Source organism: Flindersiella endophytica (genome assembly GCF_054779015.1).
Map to the genome: position 1 here is coordinate 38,514 of NZ_BAAGYY010000003.1, position 15,588 is coordinate 54,101.

A 15,588-nucleotide genomic window follows, 5' to 3' on the forward strand; every position below is an offset into this window, starting at 1 on the left:
GATTCCGAAGGTTTCCGCGTAGTAAAGGACTGCTTCAAGCGGTTGACGGTCCTCCAAGCCTGTGCAAACCTGCCAAAAGACGGCAGGACGGGAGGTCCGGTATGGGTCTGGATCGTCGGCGGTTCCTCCAGTTGGGCGGCGCGCTGGCGCTCGGCACCCCGCTCGCCACCTCACTCGCCGGTTGTGGGCGTGGAGGTGCGGGCGGCGGCGACGCGGTTCGCTTCCAGGGTTGGGATTTCGAGTCAGCCCTCGTACAACAAAATGTCGACCGCTTTCAGAAGCTGCACAAAGACATCAAGGTGGAGTACACCCCCATCACCAGCGCGCAGTACGTGCAGAAGACCGTCGCGCAGTTCACCGGGGGCACAGAGCCTGACGCGCTCTACGTCTACGACGACTCGCTCGCGGCGTGGGTCGGCGCCGAATACCTGCAGCCGCTGGACGGCCTGCCCAACCTCGACAAGGTCTACGACGCCATCTATCCCGGCAACGCGCAGACGATGTCGTTCCAGGGCAAGAAGTACGGCCTGCCCTACTACACCGACTCCAACTGCCTGCTCTACAACGCCGAGATCCTCGAGAAGGCCGGCATCAAGGAGGCGCCGAAGAGCCTCGAAGAGCTCACCGATCAGGCCAGAACCATTCAGGACAAGGGAATCCTCGAATATCCCATCGGCCTGCCGGCGCAGCTGTCCGACACCTGGTGGTCCTGGTGGTGGGCGCTGATCTTCGCCAGCGGCGGCGAGATGTTCGACGACGCGCTGAAGCCGACGATGGCGACGTCCGATCCGGTGGTGCGCGACATCTTCGGCTGGCTGCAGGACGCCACGCGCAAGGACAAGGTGATCGACCCGGCATCCACACAGCTGTTGCCGATTCCGCTGGACAACGCTTTCATGGCCGGCACGTACGCCTACACGATCGGTGCGCGTTACGCCGCTCGGAAGTACAACGACGAAAAGGTTTCCAAGGTCGCGGGCAAGGTCAAGCTGGGGTTCGTCCCGAGCCTCGACGGGAAGGTCTTGGGAACGGTCAGCAACACCCGCATGTACTGCCTGTCGGCGACGACGGAGAAGAAGGAGCAGGCCTACGACCTGCTCTACTACCTCGGCGGCTACGACGAGAAGGGCGAGGCCTACACCGCGAAGTTCTGGTTCGAGAAGCAGGGCTTGGGTTTCGCGTTCAAGGAGCTCGCGAACGATCCCGACATCAAGAAGGCGCTCGGCACGTTCGCCGACCCGGCCGACGTCTACTCCAGGCTGGCCGAGATCGCGAAGCCGCGCCGGGTGATCGCCAAGCCGTGGTACACCGAGTTCGAGACCGAGAGCCAGAAAACCTTGCAGGGCTTGCTGTCCGGCTCGAAGTCGCCGTCGGACGCCGTGCAGGCGATGGACAGCAACGCCAAGACGCTCGAGAAGAAGTTCTCCTAGTGCCGTCGGAGCGACGCGTCACCCGGGTCGCGTACCTCATGAACGTGCCGGCGCTGGTGGTGATCGCCTGCCTGGTGGCGTATCCGATCGGGTACTCGTTCTGGCTGAGCCTGCACAAGTACAACCTCAAGCTGCCGGGCGCGCGGCGGTTCATCGGGTTCGACAACTACCTCTCGCTGGTCCACGACCCGGTGTTCCTGCGTTCGATCACGGTGTCGGCGGCGTTCGTCCTCGTCGTGGTGGTGTCGACCGTGGTGCTGTCGATGACGCTGGCGCTCGTGCTGAACGAGGCGTTCGTCGGCCGCGGCGTCCTGCGTAGCCTGGTGCTGTTGCCGTGGGCGATGCCGGGTGTCGTGAACGGGCTGATGTGGCGCTGGATCTTCGACGCCAAGGTCGGCGCGCTGAACGGGTTGCTCACCGACCTGGGGCTGATCTCGTCCTACCAGGCGTGGCTGACGTCCCCGGTCGCCGCCTTCTTCGTCGCGACGACGGCGGAGGTGTGGAACCTCCTGCCGCTGGCGGTCATCATCCTGCTGGCCGGCCTGTCGACGATCCCGACGGAGCTGTACGACGCGGCGCGTGTCGACCGGGCAGGGGTGGTGCAGCGGTTCCGGCACGTGACGCTGCCGTGGCTGCTGCATCCGCTGCTGATCGTGCTGATTCTCGAGACCATGAACGCCATCCGGGCCTTCGACGTCATCTACGTCCTGACGGGCGGCGGCCCGGGCGACGCGACCAACGTCATCGCGCTGGCGACGGTGCGTACGGCGTTCACGTTCACCGACTTCGGGCTCGGGAACACCTATGCGTACGTCATCACGCTGATCACGTTGGTGATTTCGGTGGTCTACCTCGGGCTGCTCTACCGTCGAGGGCGGGTGGAGGTATGAGGCGGCCGTTGCTGCAGCGGATCCTGGTGTACGTGCTCGCGATCGGTTTCGCGCTGTACATCCTGCTGCCGTTCTACTGGATCTTCGCCACCAGCTTCATGCACGAGGCGGACGCCTTGTCGGTGCCGCCGGAGTGGATCCCGTCCCGGCCGACGCTCGCCAACTACCTGGCGTTCGTGGATCCCTCGGGCTCGGGTGCGCTGGCGGGGTCGCGGGCGGCCTCGTCGATCGCGCCGGCGTTGCTGAACAGTGCGGTGGTGGCGTCGGCGACGGCGTTGCTGAACTTGGTACTGGGCGTGTCGGCGGCGTACTCGTTCGCCCGCCTCCGCTTCCGCGGCAGCCAGGTGCTGCTGGTCTTCTACCTCGCGACGCGCATGGTGCCGGGTGTGGCGATCATCATCCCGTTCTACCTGGTGATGCGGGAGCTGCGGCTGCTGGACACCTACGGCGCGCTGATCCTGTCGTACACCACGTTCGCGCTCCCGTTCACGATCTGGATCCTGAAGGACTACTTCCGTTCCATCCCGACCGACATCGAGGACGCCGCCCGGGTGGACGGGTGTGGGTGGTTCCGGATGATGCGCTCGGTCTTCCTGCCGATCGCGGCGCCTGGGCTGGTGGCGGCTGGGATCTTCTCGTTCATGACGGCGTGGAACGAGTTCCTGTTCGCGCTGTTCCTGACCTCGACGACGGCGTCGCAGACCATCCCCGTGATCGCGGCCAACTTCGCCACCGACCTCAACGTCCAGTTCACGTCGATGGCCGCGGCCGGCGTTGTGGCTGTCCTGCCGCCGCTGGTGATCGTGCTGATCTTCCAACGCCTGATCGTCACCGGCCTGACCTCGGGTTCGACCCGCTGAGCGCCTACGGAAGCGGCTCGTCCGGATAGAAGCGCTGCCAGATCCGCCTGCCCAGCTCCTGCAGTTCCTCGACCGTCGCCGGCTTACCCCAGCTGTCGTCATACTCGATCACGGTCGTTGGTAGCGGCCGGTGTTCGACCTCACCCGAGATCAGCTTGCGCAGGTCTTCGCGAAACTCGTCGTCACCGCCCGGCACCGGCTCGCCCGGATAGAGATCGCGCCACAACCGGCGGAGATACCTGACCTGGTTGCCGTCGTCGTAGCTCGCGGCCCAGTAGATCGCGCCATCGGGCAGTTGGCTGGGGTCGAGCAGGGCAGCACGATGCTGGTCCTTGAACTGTCTGGTCCATTCGCTACGTGACTGCAGGTCATCCACCAGCTGGTCAAAGTCATAGACCTCGGGTTCGAGGTAGGTCCGGAGGGTGCTGATCAACCAGTAGAACGGCGCCTCGGTGTTCTCGTTGCGGTAGTCGTCCTTGTAGCTCACGGCTGGGGCTCGTTCCTGTCTCGCGGCTTTGGATACATGGTTGTGATCTCCCAGTGGCTGCGGTCGGCCGTCACACCGAAAGCGAAGACGATCGTCCCACCGCGGAATTCCTCATTCGTGATAGCTTCCGTTGCCGGCCGCGTCATCCCGGCGCGCTGCTCTGGCTCCGCATTGACCCACCGGAGGCGGTACCGCTTGGCGGCCTCTATATCGCCGTCGATGGGGAGCAGCCGATGCCCCTCGCAGTGGTTGGCGCCATCCTCACCGAGCAACTCCTCGATGGGGATCTCGACGGCTCTCGGCGTCCGCACTTCCTCCGGCGAGCGTGGCCGCCCCAGCGTTGCCTGAATGTCTGGGTGGGCGGCTCCGCGAGCGAAAGCAGCTGCGAACGCCTCAGGGTTGTTGATAGCGGTGGCGGTGTCGCCACACCTGTGACGTCGTTCTGGGGACATGGCGTCCTTGCCTTCCGCACGGAGGTCGGGGTCGAGTTGGGCGGGATCTTCGAGTCCATCGACGCGACGCTCGTTGCGTTCGCCGGCAGTGAAGCCCTCATGTCGCTCGGCGGCGTGGCCACCGCCCTGGTCGACGGAGGCTACGACGTGCTGGATCTCCGGTGCTGCCCGCTCCGCCGTTCTGAGCCAGGGGCGGGTCTCACCGGTGTCACGGATGTAGGCGCCGGCTTCCTCGCGGGTCAGCTCGGGCAGGTTGGCTTGGCGGGGCTCGAAGCGCTCGATCGCAGCCTGGCTCTCGCGCGGTAGGTCGCCGACCTCAGACGTCAGGTCTTTCCAGTCGTAGCCCATCGCCTGGAGGAGCTTCTCGGTGCTCGCCGCTTCCAGATTGGGCCACGATGCCGACGGGCGGTCGGTGGACGGCTGGCTGGATTGCTCGATGCGTTCGCCGGGATCATCCGCCCCGCGGGTCTCACGCCAGTAACCGCCCATGCCGTAATCGTGACATGGGCGGCTTCTGGCGCGCGGATCAGGCGTCGACCGTGACCGAGGGCGCGGACTGGGTCGGTGCCGGTGCGGCCGGCCGCTTCCGGGTCATCACCATGCACGCGAGGACGCCCACGAACAGGACCGCCACCGGCAGCAGTAGCGAGAACTTGGTCGCCGAGGTGAAGCCGTGCGCGAAGACGGTCTGTCCGAGGGCCTCCAGCTGCCGCGCCACCTGGCCCGGCACGCCAGGCGGCGGCGACGCCTGGGCCGCACCGGTGAACTCGCCGGAGCTGTTGGCGGCCTCGGTCATCGCGTCGATGAAGGGTTGCCGGTACTGCGGCGGCAAAGCCGCGGCATCCGTGCGGGCCGCGGCCGGCAGCTCGACCGTCATCCGGGCCTGTAGGAGTACGCCGATCGCCGCGCTGCCGAAGACGGAGCCGACCTGGCGCGAGGTGTTGAAGATGCCGGCACCCGCGCCGATCAGGCGGGGTTCGAGACCGAACGTCGCCAGGTTGGCCAGCGGTGAGAACAGGCATCCCACACCGACGCCGCAGACGAGCAACGCCGGGATCAGTGAGGTCGGGCTGGTGGTGGCCGAGACCTGCCACGCGATGACGGCGATTCCCGTTGCGTACAAGGTGAATCCCGCCGCGGCCACCCACTTGCCGTTGATCCGGTCGGACAGCCGGCCGGCGAACGGCGCCACGATCCCGGACAGCAGCGACATCGGCGCCGTCAGCAGCCCGGCCCGGATCGGCGTCAGGCCCAGTACGTCCTGCAGGTAGATCGTCAGCGGCAGGAAGCTCCCGACCATCGCGAAGCCGACGCAGAGGCCTGCGATGTTCGACAGCGAGAAGTTCCAGTGCCGGAAGATCTGCAACGGCAGCAGCGGCTCCGCGCGGTTCACCCGCTGCCACAGTACGAACAGAACCAGCAGCACGGCCCCACCGCCGATCAGCATGGGGATCGTCACCGGCCCCCACACGGAACCCCAGTCGAAGCGCTGCCCTTCCTGCAGGCCGAACACCAGCGCGCACAAACCCACGCAGAACAAGAAGATTCCGAGTGGATCGAACTTGTGCGCGTGTGCCGGCCGCCAGTTGGGTACGAGCGCCAGCGTCATCACGACCGCGATCACGCCGACCGGCACGTTGACGAAGAAGATCCATTCCCAGCCGAGCCCGTCGACCAGCACACCGCCGAGCAGCGGTCCGGTGATCGTCGCCACGCCGGCGACCGCGCCCCACATGCCCATCGGCGCGCCCCGCTTGCTGGGTGGGAAGAGATGGGTGATGAACGCCATCGTCTGCGGCGTCATCGCCGCCGCGCCGAGCCCTTGGACGGCCCGCGCGGCGATCAGCGCCTCGACGGAGTTCGACAGGCCACACGCCAGCGACGAAAGCGTGAACAGCACCAGACCCAGCAGGAATATCCGCCGCGGGCCGAACCGGTCGCCCAGCCGTCCGGACACCAGCAGCGGCGTCGCGTACGTCAGGAGGTAGACGCTGTTCACCCAGATGATGTCGGAAAGGCTTGCCTGCAAGTCCTCGATCATGCGTGGAATCGCGACGTTGACGATCGTCGTGTCCAACAAGATCATGAAGAAGCCGAGGCACAGCGCCGACAGCGCCAGCCAGGATCTCCTCGAGTTGTCAGTCATCAATCGGTCCTTATTTGACAGAGGTTTTGTCGATCGGGTCGTTCGGCCACGTGAGCCGTTCGCTGCGCAGGTCGTCCAGCAGGGCCTCGGTCCAAGCGAGCTCGGCCTTGCGCATGGCCTGCTGGTAAACGACGTCGAGCCAGTACGCCCGGGGGAGGTCCATCCGTTCGAGCCGGCCGACGGACAGGTCGTCGAGCTCGTTGGCCCGGCGGAGCTCGCCGCACCGCCGTTCCAGTTCGATGATCACGGTCTCGACCGGAACGTCGTTGGCCAGCGTGAGTGCGAGTGGATACTCGGGGAACTCGTCTGCCGGGCTGCTCAGCATGGTGAGGGTCTGCTCGGTGAACAGGTCGCGTCCGACGTCGGTAATGGTGTAGACCGTGCGTTCGGGTCGCCGCCCGGTGCGGCTGGTCTCGGTCGGAGCGATCAGTCCTTGGCGCGCCAGCCGCTCGACGGTGTGGTAGAGCGTCCCGGCCTTCAACTTCACGACCCGGTCGGTGTGCCTGATGCGCAGGGTCTGGTGCATCTCGTACGGATGCATCGGCTCCTCGTGCAGGAGGGACAGGACGACCAGGGCGATGGGCGTCAGCCGGGTACCGGCGGCGGGCATGTTTTCACTCCAGGTGAACTAGACCATCCGAATTAGTCCACGTGGACTATACCGGCAGGGCTATCCGATTGACAACCGCCGAATTCGATGGCCTGGCGGTCGCCGTCGGCATACCGTCGGCGCATGGCACCAGAAGGGGACTGGCCGGACGGGATCGCTGCCCGTCCGATCGAGCGGGCCGACGTCGAGGCGTGGGTCCGCCTGCTGAACGACATCGAGGCGGTCGAGCGGGCTGACCTGCACCACGACGCCGAGGGTCTGGCGGAGGTGCTCGCCAACCCGAGACTGGATCCGGCGCGCGACACACTCGGCCTGTGGCACGGCGACCGGCTCGTGGGCTACGGCCACGTCCGCCCGCCGGTCGTCGCCGAGGCCGCGACGTTCCGGGCCGCCGGCGGAGTCCATCCGGACTGGCGGCGGCGTGGGCTCGGGCTCGGGCTGGTGGCGTGGATGCGCGCTCGTTCGACCGCGATCCGAGCCGAGCGCCATCCGGACAAGCTGGCCAACCTCGATATCGGCGGCCCGACGGAGAACGCCGCGCTCCAGGCCCTGGCCGAGCAAGCGGGCTTCGAGGCCGTCCGCTGGTTTCGCGCGATGGCCTTCGACCTCACCGATGATCCGATCCCGCCGGCGCGGACGCCGGTTGGTGGCCGGATCACCGTGTTCGAGCCGGCTCTGGACGAAGCCACGCTCGAGGCGCACAACGAGGCGTTCCTCGACCACTGGGGTTTCGTCCCGCGCGACCAGGAGTTCTGGCACCGGCACGCCACCAGGTCGCAGACGTTCCGAGCGGGGCTGAGCAGCCTGCTGCTGGACGAGCGCGAGCGCGTGGTCGCGTACGTACTCGGCTACGAGAATGAGGCGCGCGAACGGGCGACCGGGCAACGCGACTGCTACCTCGGGCAGATCGGCACGCGGCGAGAGTGGCGGGGCCGCGGCGCCGCCCAGGCGCTGATCGCGAACTCGCTGGCGAACGCCAAAGCGGCTGGGTACGACATCGCCTCGCTCGCCGTCGACGCCGACAACCTCACGGGCGCGCTCGGCCTGTACGAACGGATCGGCTTCCGTACGACCCGGTGCCGGACCGACTACCGGTGCGAGCTGTGATGCCGTCGTTCGGGGTGATGCACAGCTTCTGGCAGCCCTCGCCGTGGCGGGCGAGCGCCGCCGAGCACTACGCAGGGTGCCTCGAGCTGATCGAAGCGGCTGAGCAACTCGGCTACGAGACAGTGTGGCTGCCGGAGCACCACGGCTCGGCGGACGGTTTCGTGGCGTCACCGCTGGTGCTGGCAGCCGCGATCGCCGCGCGGACTCGGCGGATCACCATCGGGACGAACGTCCTGTTGCTGCCGCTGCACCACCCGCTTCGCGTCGCCGAGGACGGCGCGGCGGTGCACGCGATCTCCGGTGGGCGGCTGATCCTCGGAGTCGGCCAAGGATACGTACGGCACGAGTTCGCACTGTTCGGCGTGGAACGCTCGCACCGGCCTTCCCGGTTGGAGGAAGGGCTCTCGATCATCCGGCGAGCGTGGCAGGAGGGCCGGACGGGGTTTTCCGGCCGGCGGTTCACGGTGCCGGACGGCCCGTTCGCTCCGCGCCCGGACGGTGCCGCCCCGATCTACGTCGGCGCGACCGGCGGCCCGGCACTGGACCGCGCGGTCCGCCTCGCCGACGGCCTGCTGACCTACGTCGCCGAGCCGAGGCACGCGCTCGAGCGCTACACCGCCTACGCCGAGGCGCTCGAACGACACGGCCGCGCGCGAGAGACGTTCCCGTTCGTCCTGACAGGCGTCTGCCACGTCGCCGAGGACGCGGAGCAGGTCTGGCAGCAGGCAGCACCCGGCATCGCGTACCTCGAGTCCGCGCTGCGGCCAGAGCCGCTGCGCCCGGAGGACCTCGACCGCGAGGACTACCTCGTCGGCACACCCGGCGACGTCGCCGACCGGCTGGCCGCGCTCCACAACGACGTCCCGTTCGACCAGTTCGCGTTCTGGGCCAGGCTTCCCGGCCTCAGCCAGGAACAGGCGGCCACCTCCCAGCGGCTGTTCGCCGAAGCCGTCATCCCCCGCCTCACCTGAGTAACTAAGCAAGCGGCAACGTCTCCGGGTACTTCAGTCCGGTGCCGGTGTTGAGCACCACCACGTTGTCGTTCTCGCCGATCCAGTCCGACGCCCGTAGCCGGCGGACGGCGGCCAGTGTCGCGGCGCCTTCGGGGCAGATCACGTTGCCCTCGAGCCGGGCGCACGCGGCCTGCTCCGCCAGCGCCTCCTCGTCGGACACCGCGATCGCGCAGCCGCCGGTCTCGTAGATCGCCCGCAGGATGAGGAAGTCGCCGAGCGGCTTGGGCACGTTGATGCCGAACGCCACGGTGTACGGCGACTCCCACGCCGTACTCTCGGCGTCCCCTCGCTCGTACGCGGCGACGATCGGCGCGCAGCCTGTCGACTGCACCGCCACCAGCCGCGGCAGCTCGCCTTCGACCAGGCCGAGCTCGCGCAGCTCGAGGAGCGCCTTGTGGATCCCGATGATGCCGACGCCGCCGCCGGTGGGATAGAGGATGACGTCGGGCATCCGCCAGCCCAGCTGCTCGGCGATCTCGAGGCCCATCGTCTTCTTGCCCTCGATGCGGTACGGCTCCTTCAGCGTCGACGTGTCGAGGTAGCCGGTCCGCTTCGCCAGCTCGGACGCGATCAGCGCCCCCGCGTCCCCGATGTGCCCGTCGACGATGTGCAGCTCCGCCCCGGCGATCGTGCACTCGCGGCGCGTGATCTCCGGCGCGTTCGCCGGCATCGCGATCAGGCTGGCCATCCCGGCCCGCGCGGAGTAGAGCGCCCAGGCCGCGCCGGCGTTGCCGTTGGTCGGCATCGCGATCCCGGTGGCGCCGAGCTCCAGCGCCCGCGACACGCCGGCGGCCGCGCCGCGGGTCTTGAACGAGCCGCCGGGCAGCACGCCTTCGTCCTTCATCAGCAACCCGGGTACGCCGAGCTCCTTGCCGAGCCGCGGCGTGGCGACGAGCGGCGTCATCCCCTCCCCGAGGCTGACGACGTATCGCGGGTCACGGACCGGCAGCAGCTCGTGGTAGCGCCACATCGTCGGCCCTCGCGACGCGATCGCCTCCGCCGTGAACGCCGCCGCCGCGCCGCCGAGGTCGTACCGGACCAGTAACGGCGACCCGCAGGAGCACAGGTTCGTGAGCCGGTCGGCCTCGTGCGTCAGGCCGCAACGCGGACATTCCAGGTGACTGAGGAACGAATACGTCATCCCTCGATCATGCCCGCTGTCCGGTGTCCGGTTGCTGCCGCTGGGGACCGCTCCCGGACCAGTTGACCGACGCTGACCCCATAACGCAACCACCAGTCGGCATGCCACCACCGATGCCTCTCAGCCGGCCGGCCACCCCCAACGTGCTGCAGACCGCGACCACCCTGCTCCTGGTCAGCGGCGTGGCCTGGCTGCTCTTCCGGCCGGAGGCCAAGGACTACTTCCTCCGGTCGCGGGCGTACCCGACAGCGGCCACGTCCGCTCGCCGGCGCAGGTGACGCTGGCCAAACCCGCCGGCGGCGGTTCTCGTATCGTTGCGTCGTGCTGACGATGCAGGATGCGCTGCTGGCGCTGACGAAGTACTGGACCGACCGGGGCTGCATGATCGTGCAGCCGTTCAACACCGAGGTCGGCGCGGGTACCTACAACCCGGCGACGATCCTGCGCGTGCTCGGTCCGGAGCCGTGGCGCGTGTCGTACGTCGAGCCGTCCGTCCGGCCCGACGACGCCCGATACGGCGAGAACCCCAACCGCCTGCAGACCCACACGCAGTTCCAGGTGATCCTGAAGCCCGACCCCGGCGACCCACAGGAGGTCTACCTCGGCAGCCTGGAAGCGCTCGGCATCGACATCCACGCCCACGACATCCGCTTCGTCGAGGACAACTGGGCGTCGCCCGCGCTCGGCGCCTGGGGCCTCGGCTGGGAGGTCTGGCTGGACGGGATGGAGATCACCCAGTTCACCTACTTCCAGCAGGCCGGCGGCAAGAACCTCGACCCCGTGTCGGTCGAGATCACCTACGGCATCGAGCGCATCCTGATGGCGCTGCAGAACGTCAGCCACTTCAAGGACATCGCCTACGCCCCCGGCATCTCTTACGGCGAGGCATTCGGCCAGGCCGAGTACGAAATGAGCCGCTACTACCTGGACGACGCCGACGTGGAGGCCAACCGGCGGCTGTTCGACGAGTACGCCTCGGAGGCCCAGCGCTGCGTCGACGAGCGCCTGCCGGTGCCGGCGCACACCTACGTCCTGAAGTGCTCGCACGCGTTCAACGTGCTCGACTCGCGCGGTGCGATCAGCACCACCGAGCGTGCAGCGGCGTTCGCCACCATGCGTAAGCTCGCCAGGCAGGTTTCCGAGCTGTGGGACGAGCGCCGCAAGGAGCTCAACTACCCCCTCGGCGTCGTCGAGCCTCCGCCGGACGCCACGCTTCCAGCCGAGTTCCCCGACATCGAGAGCCCGTCCACGCTGCTGTTCGAGGTCGGCACCGAGGAGCTGCCGCACGCCGAGGTACGCCGTCAGTCCGAAGCCGTCAAGCAGGCCCTGACGGCCAAGCTGGCCGAGACCCGGCTGGTCCACGGCGACATCGACGTCTACTCCACGCCCCGCCGCCTGATCGCGATCGTCGAGGCCGTGCAGCCGCGTGAGCCCGACGCCGAGCGCACCGTACGCGGACCGCGCGTCCAAGCCGCCTTCGACGCCGACGGTCAGCCGACCAAGGCCGCGCAGGGCTTCGCGCGCGGGCAGGGGATCGACCCGGCTGACCTCACCCGGATCGAGCAGGGCGGGGTCGAGTACGTCGCCGCCGTACGCACCGACGAGGGGCGCAAGGCCACCGGGGTGCTCTCGCAGGTGCTCGGCTCGCTGGTCGCCGAGCTGCGTGCCGACAAGAACATGCGCTGGAACGACCCGAAGCTCGACTTCACCCGCCCGATCCGCTGGCTGGTCGCGCTGCTCGGCGAGACGCCGGTGCCGGTCGCGGTGTCGACGCTGCAGGCGAGCGCGACGACCCGGGTCCGCCGGACCGCCGCGCAGCCGAAGGTCACGGTCGCGAAGGCCGACGGCTACCTCGACTTCCTCAAGGGCCACGACATCCTCGCCGACGCCGACGAGCGGCGCGCGCTGATCGTCGAACGAGCGGTCGAGCTGGCAGCCGGCGTCGGCGGCCGGATCGACGTCGACGGCGAGGCCGCGTTGCTCGACGAGATCACCAACCTGGTCGAGCGACCCGAGCCGGTACTCGGAGGTTTCGAGCAGCGCTACCTCGAGTTGCCCGCCGACGTACTGATGACCGTGATGCGCAAACACCAGCGCTACCTACCCGTTCGCGCCCAGGACGGCACGCTGCTGCCGCACTTCGTCGCCGTCGCCGACGGCGAATGCGACCACGACGTCGTACGCAACGGATACGAAGCCGTGCTGCGCGCGCGGTACGAAGACGCCGCGTTCTTCTGGCGCGCCGACCTTTCCGTGCCGCCCGTCGAGCTCAAGCGCAACCTCGTCAACCTCGCGTTCGAGCGCACGCTGGGCTCGGTCGCCGACCGCGCGCACCGGATCGCGGGCGTCGCCGAACACCTTGCCGGCAAGGCGAATCTCGCTCCGGAGGAGCAGGCGACGCTGCACCGGGCCGGCGAGCTGGCGAAGTTCGACCTGGCCTCGCAGATGGTGGTCGAGCTGACCAGCCTGGCCGGCGTGATGGCCCGCGAGTACGCCTCGCACGCCGGCGAGACGCCGGCCGTCGCGCAGGCGCTCTACGACATGGAGCTGCCGCGCGGCGCGGGTGGCCGGCTGCCGGAGTCGACGCCCGGAGCCCTGCTGGCGCTGGCGGATCGCTTCGACCTGCTGGCCGGGCTGTTCGCGGTCGGCGCCAACCCGACCGGCAGCTCCGACCCGTTCGCGTTGCGCCGGGCGGCGCTCGGCGTGGTCAGCATCCTGCGTGGCCGGCCGGAACTGGAGCACATCACGGTGCGGACCGGCCTGGCCGCCGCGGCCGAACGGATCCGCGCGCAGGGTGTCGAGGTGCCGGACACCGCGCTGGAACAGGCCGCGGAGTTCGTGATCGGGCGTTACGAGCAGCAGCTGCTGGACGCGGGCTACGAGCACACGTTCGTCCGGGCGGTGCTGCCGCTGGCCGACGCCCCGGCCGTCGCCGACGGGACGCTGCTGGAGCTGGGCCGCCGGGCAGGGGATCAGAGCTTCGCTGATCTGACCGCTGCGCTGCAGCGCGTCCGCCGGATCGTTCCGGACGACCAGCCGGCGGAGTTCGAGCCGGAGGCGCTGAGCGACGCCGAGGAGATCGCGTTGATGCAGGTACTGGAGAAGGTACGCGCAGGGCTCGGCACGTCGTTCCGGCTCGCGGAGTTCGCAGACGGTGCCCAGGAGCTGGTCGCGCCGATCAACACGTTCTTCGACGCGGTGCTCGTGATGGCCGAGGATCCGGCGGTACGCGCGGCCCGGCTCGGCCTGCTCGCGTCGATCCGCGACCTGGCGGCACCGGTCCTCGACTGGCAGGAGCTTGGCACTTTCTGACGAAATCCTGATCTCGGATGTCAGCCCCTTATCCTTTACGTTGAGGAGGATCCGGGCATGAGCTGGGAGAGCTACACCAGGAAACTGGTGAGTCGGATCGGGGATGAGGAACGGCACAAGGTCGCCGAGCTCCTGGGCGACCACCTCGCGCACGGACGGCTGACGCAGGAAGAGTTCGAGGAACGCCTGGCCGCCGCGTTCGAGGCGCGTACCGCCGGCGAGCTCGGCAAGCTGCTCGCCGACCTGCCCGCGGTTCGCCGCGACCAGAACCAACGCCAACCGGTCCCGCGCAAGCGCGACGACGACCGGCCGTGGGTGCTGCAGGTCGACATCCGTAAACCGCTGGTCGTGGGCGGTGCGTTCGGCGCGCTCTTCATCATCGCCTACGTCGTGGGCGAGCTGCTGTTCGACGGCGGCGGGGTTGCCGCATGGATTACGGGACTGATCGGCCTCGGCCTCGGCTGGCTGGTGGCCTACCTGCTCCCGAAACTCGACGACTGAGGCAAGAGACGCGACTGCCCGCCCTTGGCCGAGCACGGCCGGGGCGGGCAGTCGCGGTGTTGCTGTGAAGTTGTGCGGCCTGGCTTCCTACTTCACGAGGATCGAACGCACCGGCGGCAGGCCGGTGGCCTCCTCGTGCCAGGAGTAGCCCTCGTCGTGGGAGGCGTAGACCGTGCCGTCGCTCGTACCGAACGCCGCGGTGTCGGCGGTCGCGGACAGGCAGTGGGTGTCGATGTTGGAGTCGAAGAACTCCGGAAGGCCGCGCGAGCACCGGGTGAGCTGGCTGCCGGTCAGCTTGCAGGAGTAGATGCCCGCTCGCTCACCGCCCGGGCCCTTGGAGCCCGACACCAGCACCGTCCCACCGGACAGCGCGATCGCCCGGCAGTAGTGGGTGTCGCCGAGGCCGCGGTCGCGGGTGGTCCAGGTCAGGCCGCGGTCCTCCGAGACCTCCAGACCGCGCGCCGAAGCCGCCAACACCTTGTCGGTGTCGGGTACGGCCAGCACCTGGTGGACATCGGCTTCGATCTCGATCGTCGGCGACCAGGTCTCACCGTCGTCGCTCGACTTGGCGATGCCGCCGACGTGCACGTTGACGTACAAGGTGCCCCGGCCGTCGCCGCTGATCGAGCGGACGTCAGGCGGCGCGCCCCACGGTGTGTGCCACTTCTCCCGGCCAGGCGTCTCGTCGAAGCCATAGACGCGTTCGATCAACGAGCCGGTGGCGATCCGGGCGAGGTGGGCTCCGACCGTGCCGGCCAGCATGCCGTCCTTGGTGAGGTGGAGCGCGGTGGCCTGGGTGATCTCTGGGCCGTTGCGGCGGGGTAGCCGGCTCGCCTTCGGGAGCCGGCTCGACATCCGCCAGATCTTGCTCGGGCCGTAGGTGAAGATCTGGTTGCCGCCGGCGAGCGCCCAAACCTTTTCACCCTCGGTCACAAGTGCCGTGACCCGATGGCCGGGTAGTTCCTTGCGCTCTTCGTCGCCGAGGATGTACAACCCGTCATCAGTACCCACGTAGATAGCCGAAGCCATCGCGAAGCTCCCTTCCTCCCGCGGGTGATTCTCCCGTGGATAGCCCCCTGTTGCGCAAGATCTAGCCCAAATGTTCTGGCCAACTTCGTGAGCGAAGCCGGTCGAGCACCTCAGCGGTTGTCTCCTGCACGGTCTGACCGTCTGTTACGACGACGAAGTCGGCCGGAACGCTCCGCCAATCCGTACTCATCAGATGCATTCGGGCCCATGTGTCCGGCACAGGACCGCCTCTGTCTCGCAGGCGTTGCTCGTGGGCGTGCGGTGTGCAGGTGAGCACCACGCGCATGACCGGTGTCCCCGCGAAGATCTCCACCAGGCATCGCTGCCGGTAGTCGTCGGCGAGGTCGATCTCAATGATCGCATCAAAGCCTGAGGAGACGTACGCGTGGGCGGCGGCCAGGATCGCCCGCGACATCCGGCGTTCGGCGTCCTCGATGTCGAAGCCTGACGGCTCTTTCGGTGACGTACGCGGCTGGCAGCGGTCGACCTCGTAGAAGATCCAGGGGTCGTCGAACGTCTCCTGCAGCCGGAGCGCGACCGCGGTCTTGCCCACTCCGGACGGGCCGGTCAGGAACAGGGCCCGGCCAGGTCTTGCGTACACGAGCGCCAA

At 68.3% G+C, this 15,588-nt stretch carries 15 protein-coding genes; 8 read left to right on the forward strand and 7 right to left on the reverse strand.

The genetic code is table 11. The features are described from left to right. Positions 1-101: 101 nt before the first annotated feature. The 3 genes from ACYVF6_RS01460 to ACYVF6_RS01470 are packed head-to-tail and all read left to right on the forward strand — an operon-like array spanning position 102 to position 3,180. A complete protein-coding gene (locus ACYVF6_RS01460; protein ID WP_460514868.1) occupies positions 102-1,430 on the forward strand; it encodes an ABC transporter substrate-binding protein in 1,329 nt (442 codons plus the stop codon). Continuing rightward, positions 1,430-2,320, forward strand: coding sequence for a carbohydrate ABC transporter permease (locus tag ACYVF6_RS01465; RefSeq protein WP_460514870.1), 891 nt, complete (start codon positions 1,430-1,432; stop codon positions 2,318-2,320). The genes ACYVF6_RS01460 and ACYVF6_RS01465 overlap by 1 nt, the downstream gene beginning before the upstream one ends. Continuing rightward, positions 2,317-3,180, forward strand: a complete 864-nt coding sequence (locus ACYVF6_RS01470) for a carbohydrate ABC transporter permease (RefSeq protein ID WP_460514872.1) — start codon at positions 2,317-2,319, stop codon at positions 3,178-3,180. Before ACYVF6_RS01465 ends, ACYVF6_RS01470 begins: the two co-directional genes overlap by 4 nt. A 4-nt stretch (positions 3,181-3,184) precedes the next feature. Here the strand turns inward: ACYVF6_RS01470 and ACYVF6_RS01475 are convergent, their stop codons facing one another. From ACYVF6_RS01475 to ACYVF6_RS01490, 4 genes are read right to left on the reverse strand one after another with little or no spacing between them, the layout of a single operon-like run. Next, complete coding sequence (locus ACYVF6_RS01475; protein ID WP_460514873.1) at positions 3,185-3,667, reverse strand: hypothetical protein; 483 nt, start codon at positions 3,665-3,667, stop codon at positions 3,185-3,187. Continuing rightward, positions 3,664-4,608, reverse strand: coding sequence for a hypothetical protein (locus tag ACYVF6_RS01480; protein WP_460514875.1), 945 nt, complete (start codon positions 4,606-4,608; stop codon positions 3,664-3,666). The genes ACYVF6_RS01475 and ACYVF6_RS01480 overlap by 4 nt, the downstream gene beginning before the upstream one ends. Before the next feature lie 37 nt (positions 4,609-4,645). After that, positions 4,646-6,265, reverse strand: a complete 1,620-nt coding sequence (locus ACYVF6_RS01485; protein WP_460514877.1) for an efflux MFS transporter permease — start codon at positions 6,263-6,265, stop codon at positions 4,646-4,648. Between the two features lie 10 nt (positions 6,266-6,275). Next, entirely contained in the window at positions 6,276-6,875 is a 600-nt protein-coding gene (locus ACYVF6_RS01490; protein WP_460514879.1) for a PadR family transcriptional regulator, read from the reverse strand. A 123-nt stretch (positions 6,876-6,998) separates the two neighbouring features. On the opposite strand from ACYVF6_RS01490, the gene ACYVF6_RS01495 reads away from it, so the two are divergent. Both ACYVF6_RS01495 and ACYVF6_RS01500 read left to right on the forward strand, forming a co-directional pair. After that, a complete protein-coding gene (locus ACYVF6_RS01495; protein ID WP_460514881.1) occupies positions 6,999-7,982 on the forward strand; it encodes a GNAT family N-acetyltransferase in 984 nt (327 codons plus the stop codon). Beyond that, the gene (locus ACYVF6_RS01500; RefSeq protein ID WP_460514883.1) at positions 7,970-8,953 is read left to right on the forward strand and encodes an LLM class flavin-dependent oxidoreductase; all 984 of its coding nucleotides are present in this window, start codon (positions 7,970-7,972) and stop codon (positions 8,951-8,953) included. Before ACYVF6_RS01495 ends, ACYVF6_RS01500 begins: the two co-directional genes overlap by 13 nt. A 4-nt stretch (positions 8,954-8,957) precedes the next feature. Here ACYVF6_RS01500 and ACYVF6_RS01505 read toward each other — a convergent pair whose 3' ends face one another. Continuing rightward, positions 8,958-10,136, reverse strand: coding sequence for a threonine synthase (locus tag ACYVF6_RS01505; RefSeq protein ID WP_460514885.1), 1,179 nt, complete (start codon positions 10,134-10,136; stop codon positions 8,958-8,960). Positions 10,137-10,249: 113 nt separating this feature from the next. Here ACYVF6_RS01505 and ACYVF6_RS01510 point away from each other — a divergent pair, with 113 nt between their 5' ends. Genes ACYVF6_RS01510 through ACYVF6_RS01520 form a run of 3 tightly spaced genes read left to right on the forward strand, consistent with a single transcriptional unit; the run spans position 10,250 to position 13,949 of the window. Further along, entirely contained in the window at positions 10,250-10,414 is a 165-nt protein-coding gene (locus tag ACYVF6_RS01510; RefSeq protein ID WP_460514887.1) for a hypothetical protein, read from the forward strand. A gap of 52 nt (positions 10,415-10,466) precedes the next feature. After that, positions 10,467-13,448, forward strand: a complete 2,982-nt coding sequence (locus tag ACYVF6_RS01515; RefSeq protein ID WP_460515178.1) for a glycine--tRNA ligase — start codon at positions 10,467-10,469, stop codon at positions 13,446-13,448. Positions 13,449-13,505: 57 nt separating this feature from the next. After that, the gene (locus ACYVF6_RS01520) at positions 13,506-13,949 is read left to right on the forward strand and encodes a DUF1707 SHOCT-like domain-containing protein (RefSeq protein WP_460514889.1); all 444 of its coding nucleotides are present in this window, start codon (positions 13,506-13,508) and stop codon (positions 13,947-13,949) included. An 87-nt stretch (positions 13,950-14,036) separates the two neighbouring features. On the opposite strand, the gene ACYVF6_RS01525 is transcribed toward ACYVF6_RS01520, so the two are convergent. Continuing rightward, a complete protein-coding gene (locus ACYVF6_RS01525; protein WP_460514891.1) occupies positions 14,037-14,978 on the reverse strand; it encodes a WD40/YVTN/BNR-like repeat-containing protein in 942 nt (313 codons plus the stop codon). A 61-nt stretch (positions 14,979-15,039) separates the two neighbouring features. Further along, positions 15,040-15,579 (reverse strand): P-loop NTPase family protein, encoded by a 540-nt coding sequence (locus ACYVF6_RS01530; protein ID WP_460514893.1) that lies wholly within the window; start codon positions 15,577-15,579, stop codon positions 15,040-15,042. Between the last annotated feature and the right edge of the window lie 9 nt (positions 15,580-15,588).

Excerpts from the sequence above, each read along its gene's own strand:
- ACYVF6_RS01460 (WP_460514868.1), top strand. The coding sequence starts at position 102 with ATGGGTCTGGATCGTCGGCGGTTCCTCCAGTTGGGCGGCGCGCTGGCG.
- ACYVF6_RS01470 (WP_460514872.1), top strand. The coding sequence starts at position 2,317 with ATGAGGCGGCCGTTGCTGCAGCGGATCCTGGTGTACGTGCTCGCGATC.
- ACYVF6_RS01480 (WP_460514875.1), bottom strand. The coding sequence starts at position 4,608 with ATGGGCGGTTACTGGCGTGAGACCCGCGGGGCGGATGATCCCGGCGAA.
- ACYVF6_RS01485 (WP_460514877.1), bottom strand. The coding sequence starts at position 6,265 with ATGACTGACAACTCGAGGAGATCCTGGCTGGCGCTGTCGGCGCTGTGC.
- ACYVF6_RS01490 (WP_460514879.1), bottom strand. The coding sequence starts at position 6,875 with ATGCCCGCCGCCGGTACCCGGCTGACGCCCATCGCCCTGGTCGTCCTG.
- ACYVF6_RS01495 (WP_460514881.1), top strand. The coding sequence starts at position 6,999 with ATGGCACCAGAAGGGGACTGGCCGGACGGGATCGCTGCCCGTCCGATC.
- ACYVF6_RS01505 (WP_460514885.1), bottom strand. The coding sequence starts at position 10,136 with ATGACGTATTCGTTCCTCAGTCACCTGGAATGTCCGCGTTGCGGCCTG.
- ACYVF6_RS01510 (WP_460514887.1), top strand. The coding sequence starts at position 10,250 with ATGCCTCTCAGCCGGCCGGCCACCCCCAACGTGCTGCAGACCGCGACC.
- ACYVF6_RS01515 (WP_460515178.1), top strand. The coding sequence starts at position 10,467 with ATGCAGGATGCGCTGCTGGCGCTGACGAAGTACTGGACCGACCGGGGC.
- ACYVF6_RS01520 (WP_460514889.1), top strand. The coding sequence starts at position 13,506 with ATGAGCTGGGAGAGCTACACCAGGAAACTGGTGAGTCGGATCGGGGAT.
- ACYVF6_RS01525 (WP_460514891.1), bottom strand. The coding sequence starts at position 14,978 with ATGGCTTCGGCTATCTACGTGGGTACTGATGACGGGTTGTACATCCTC.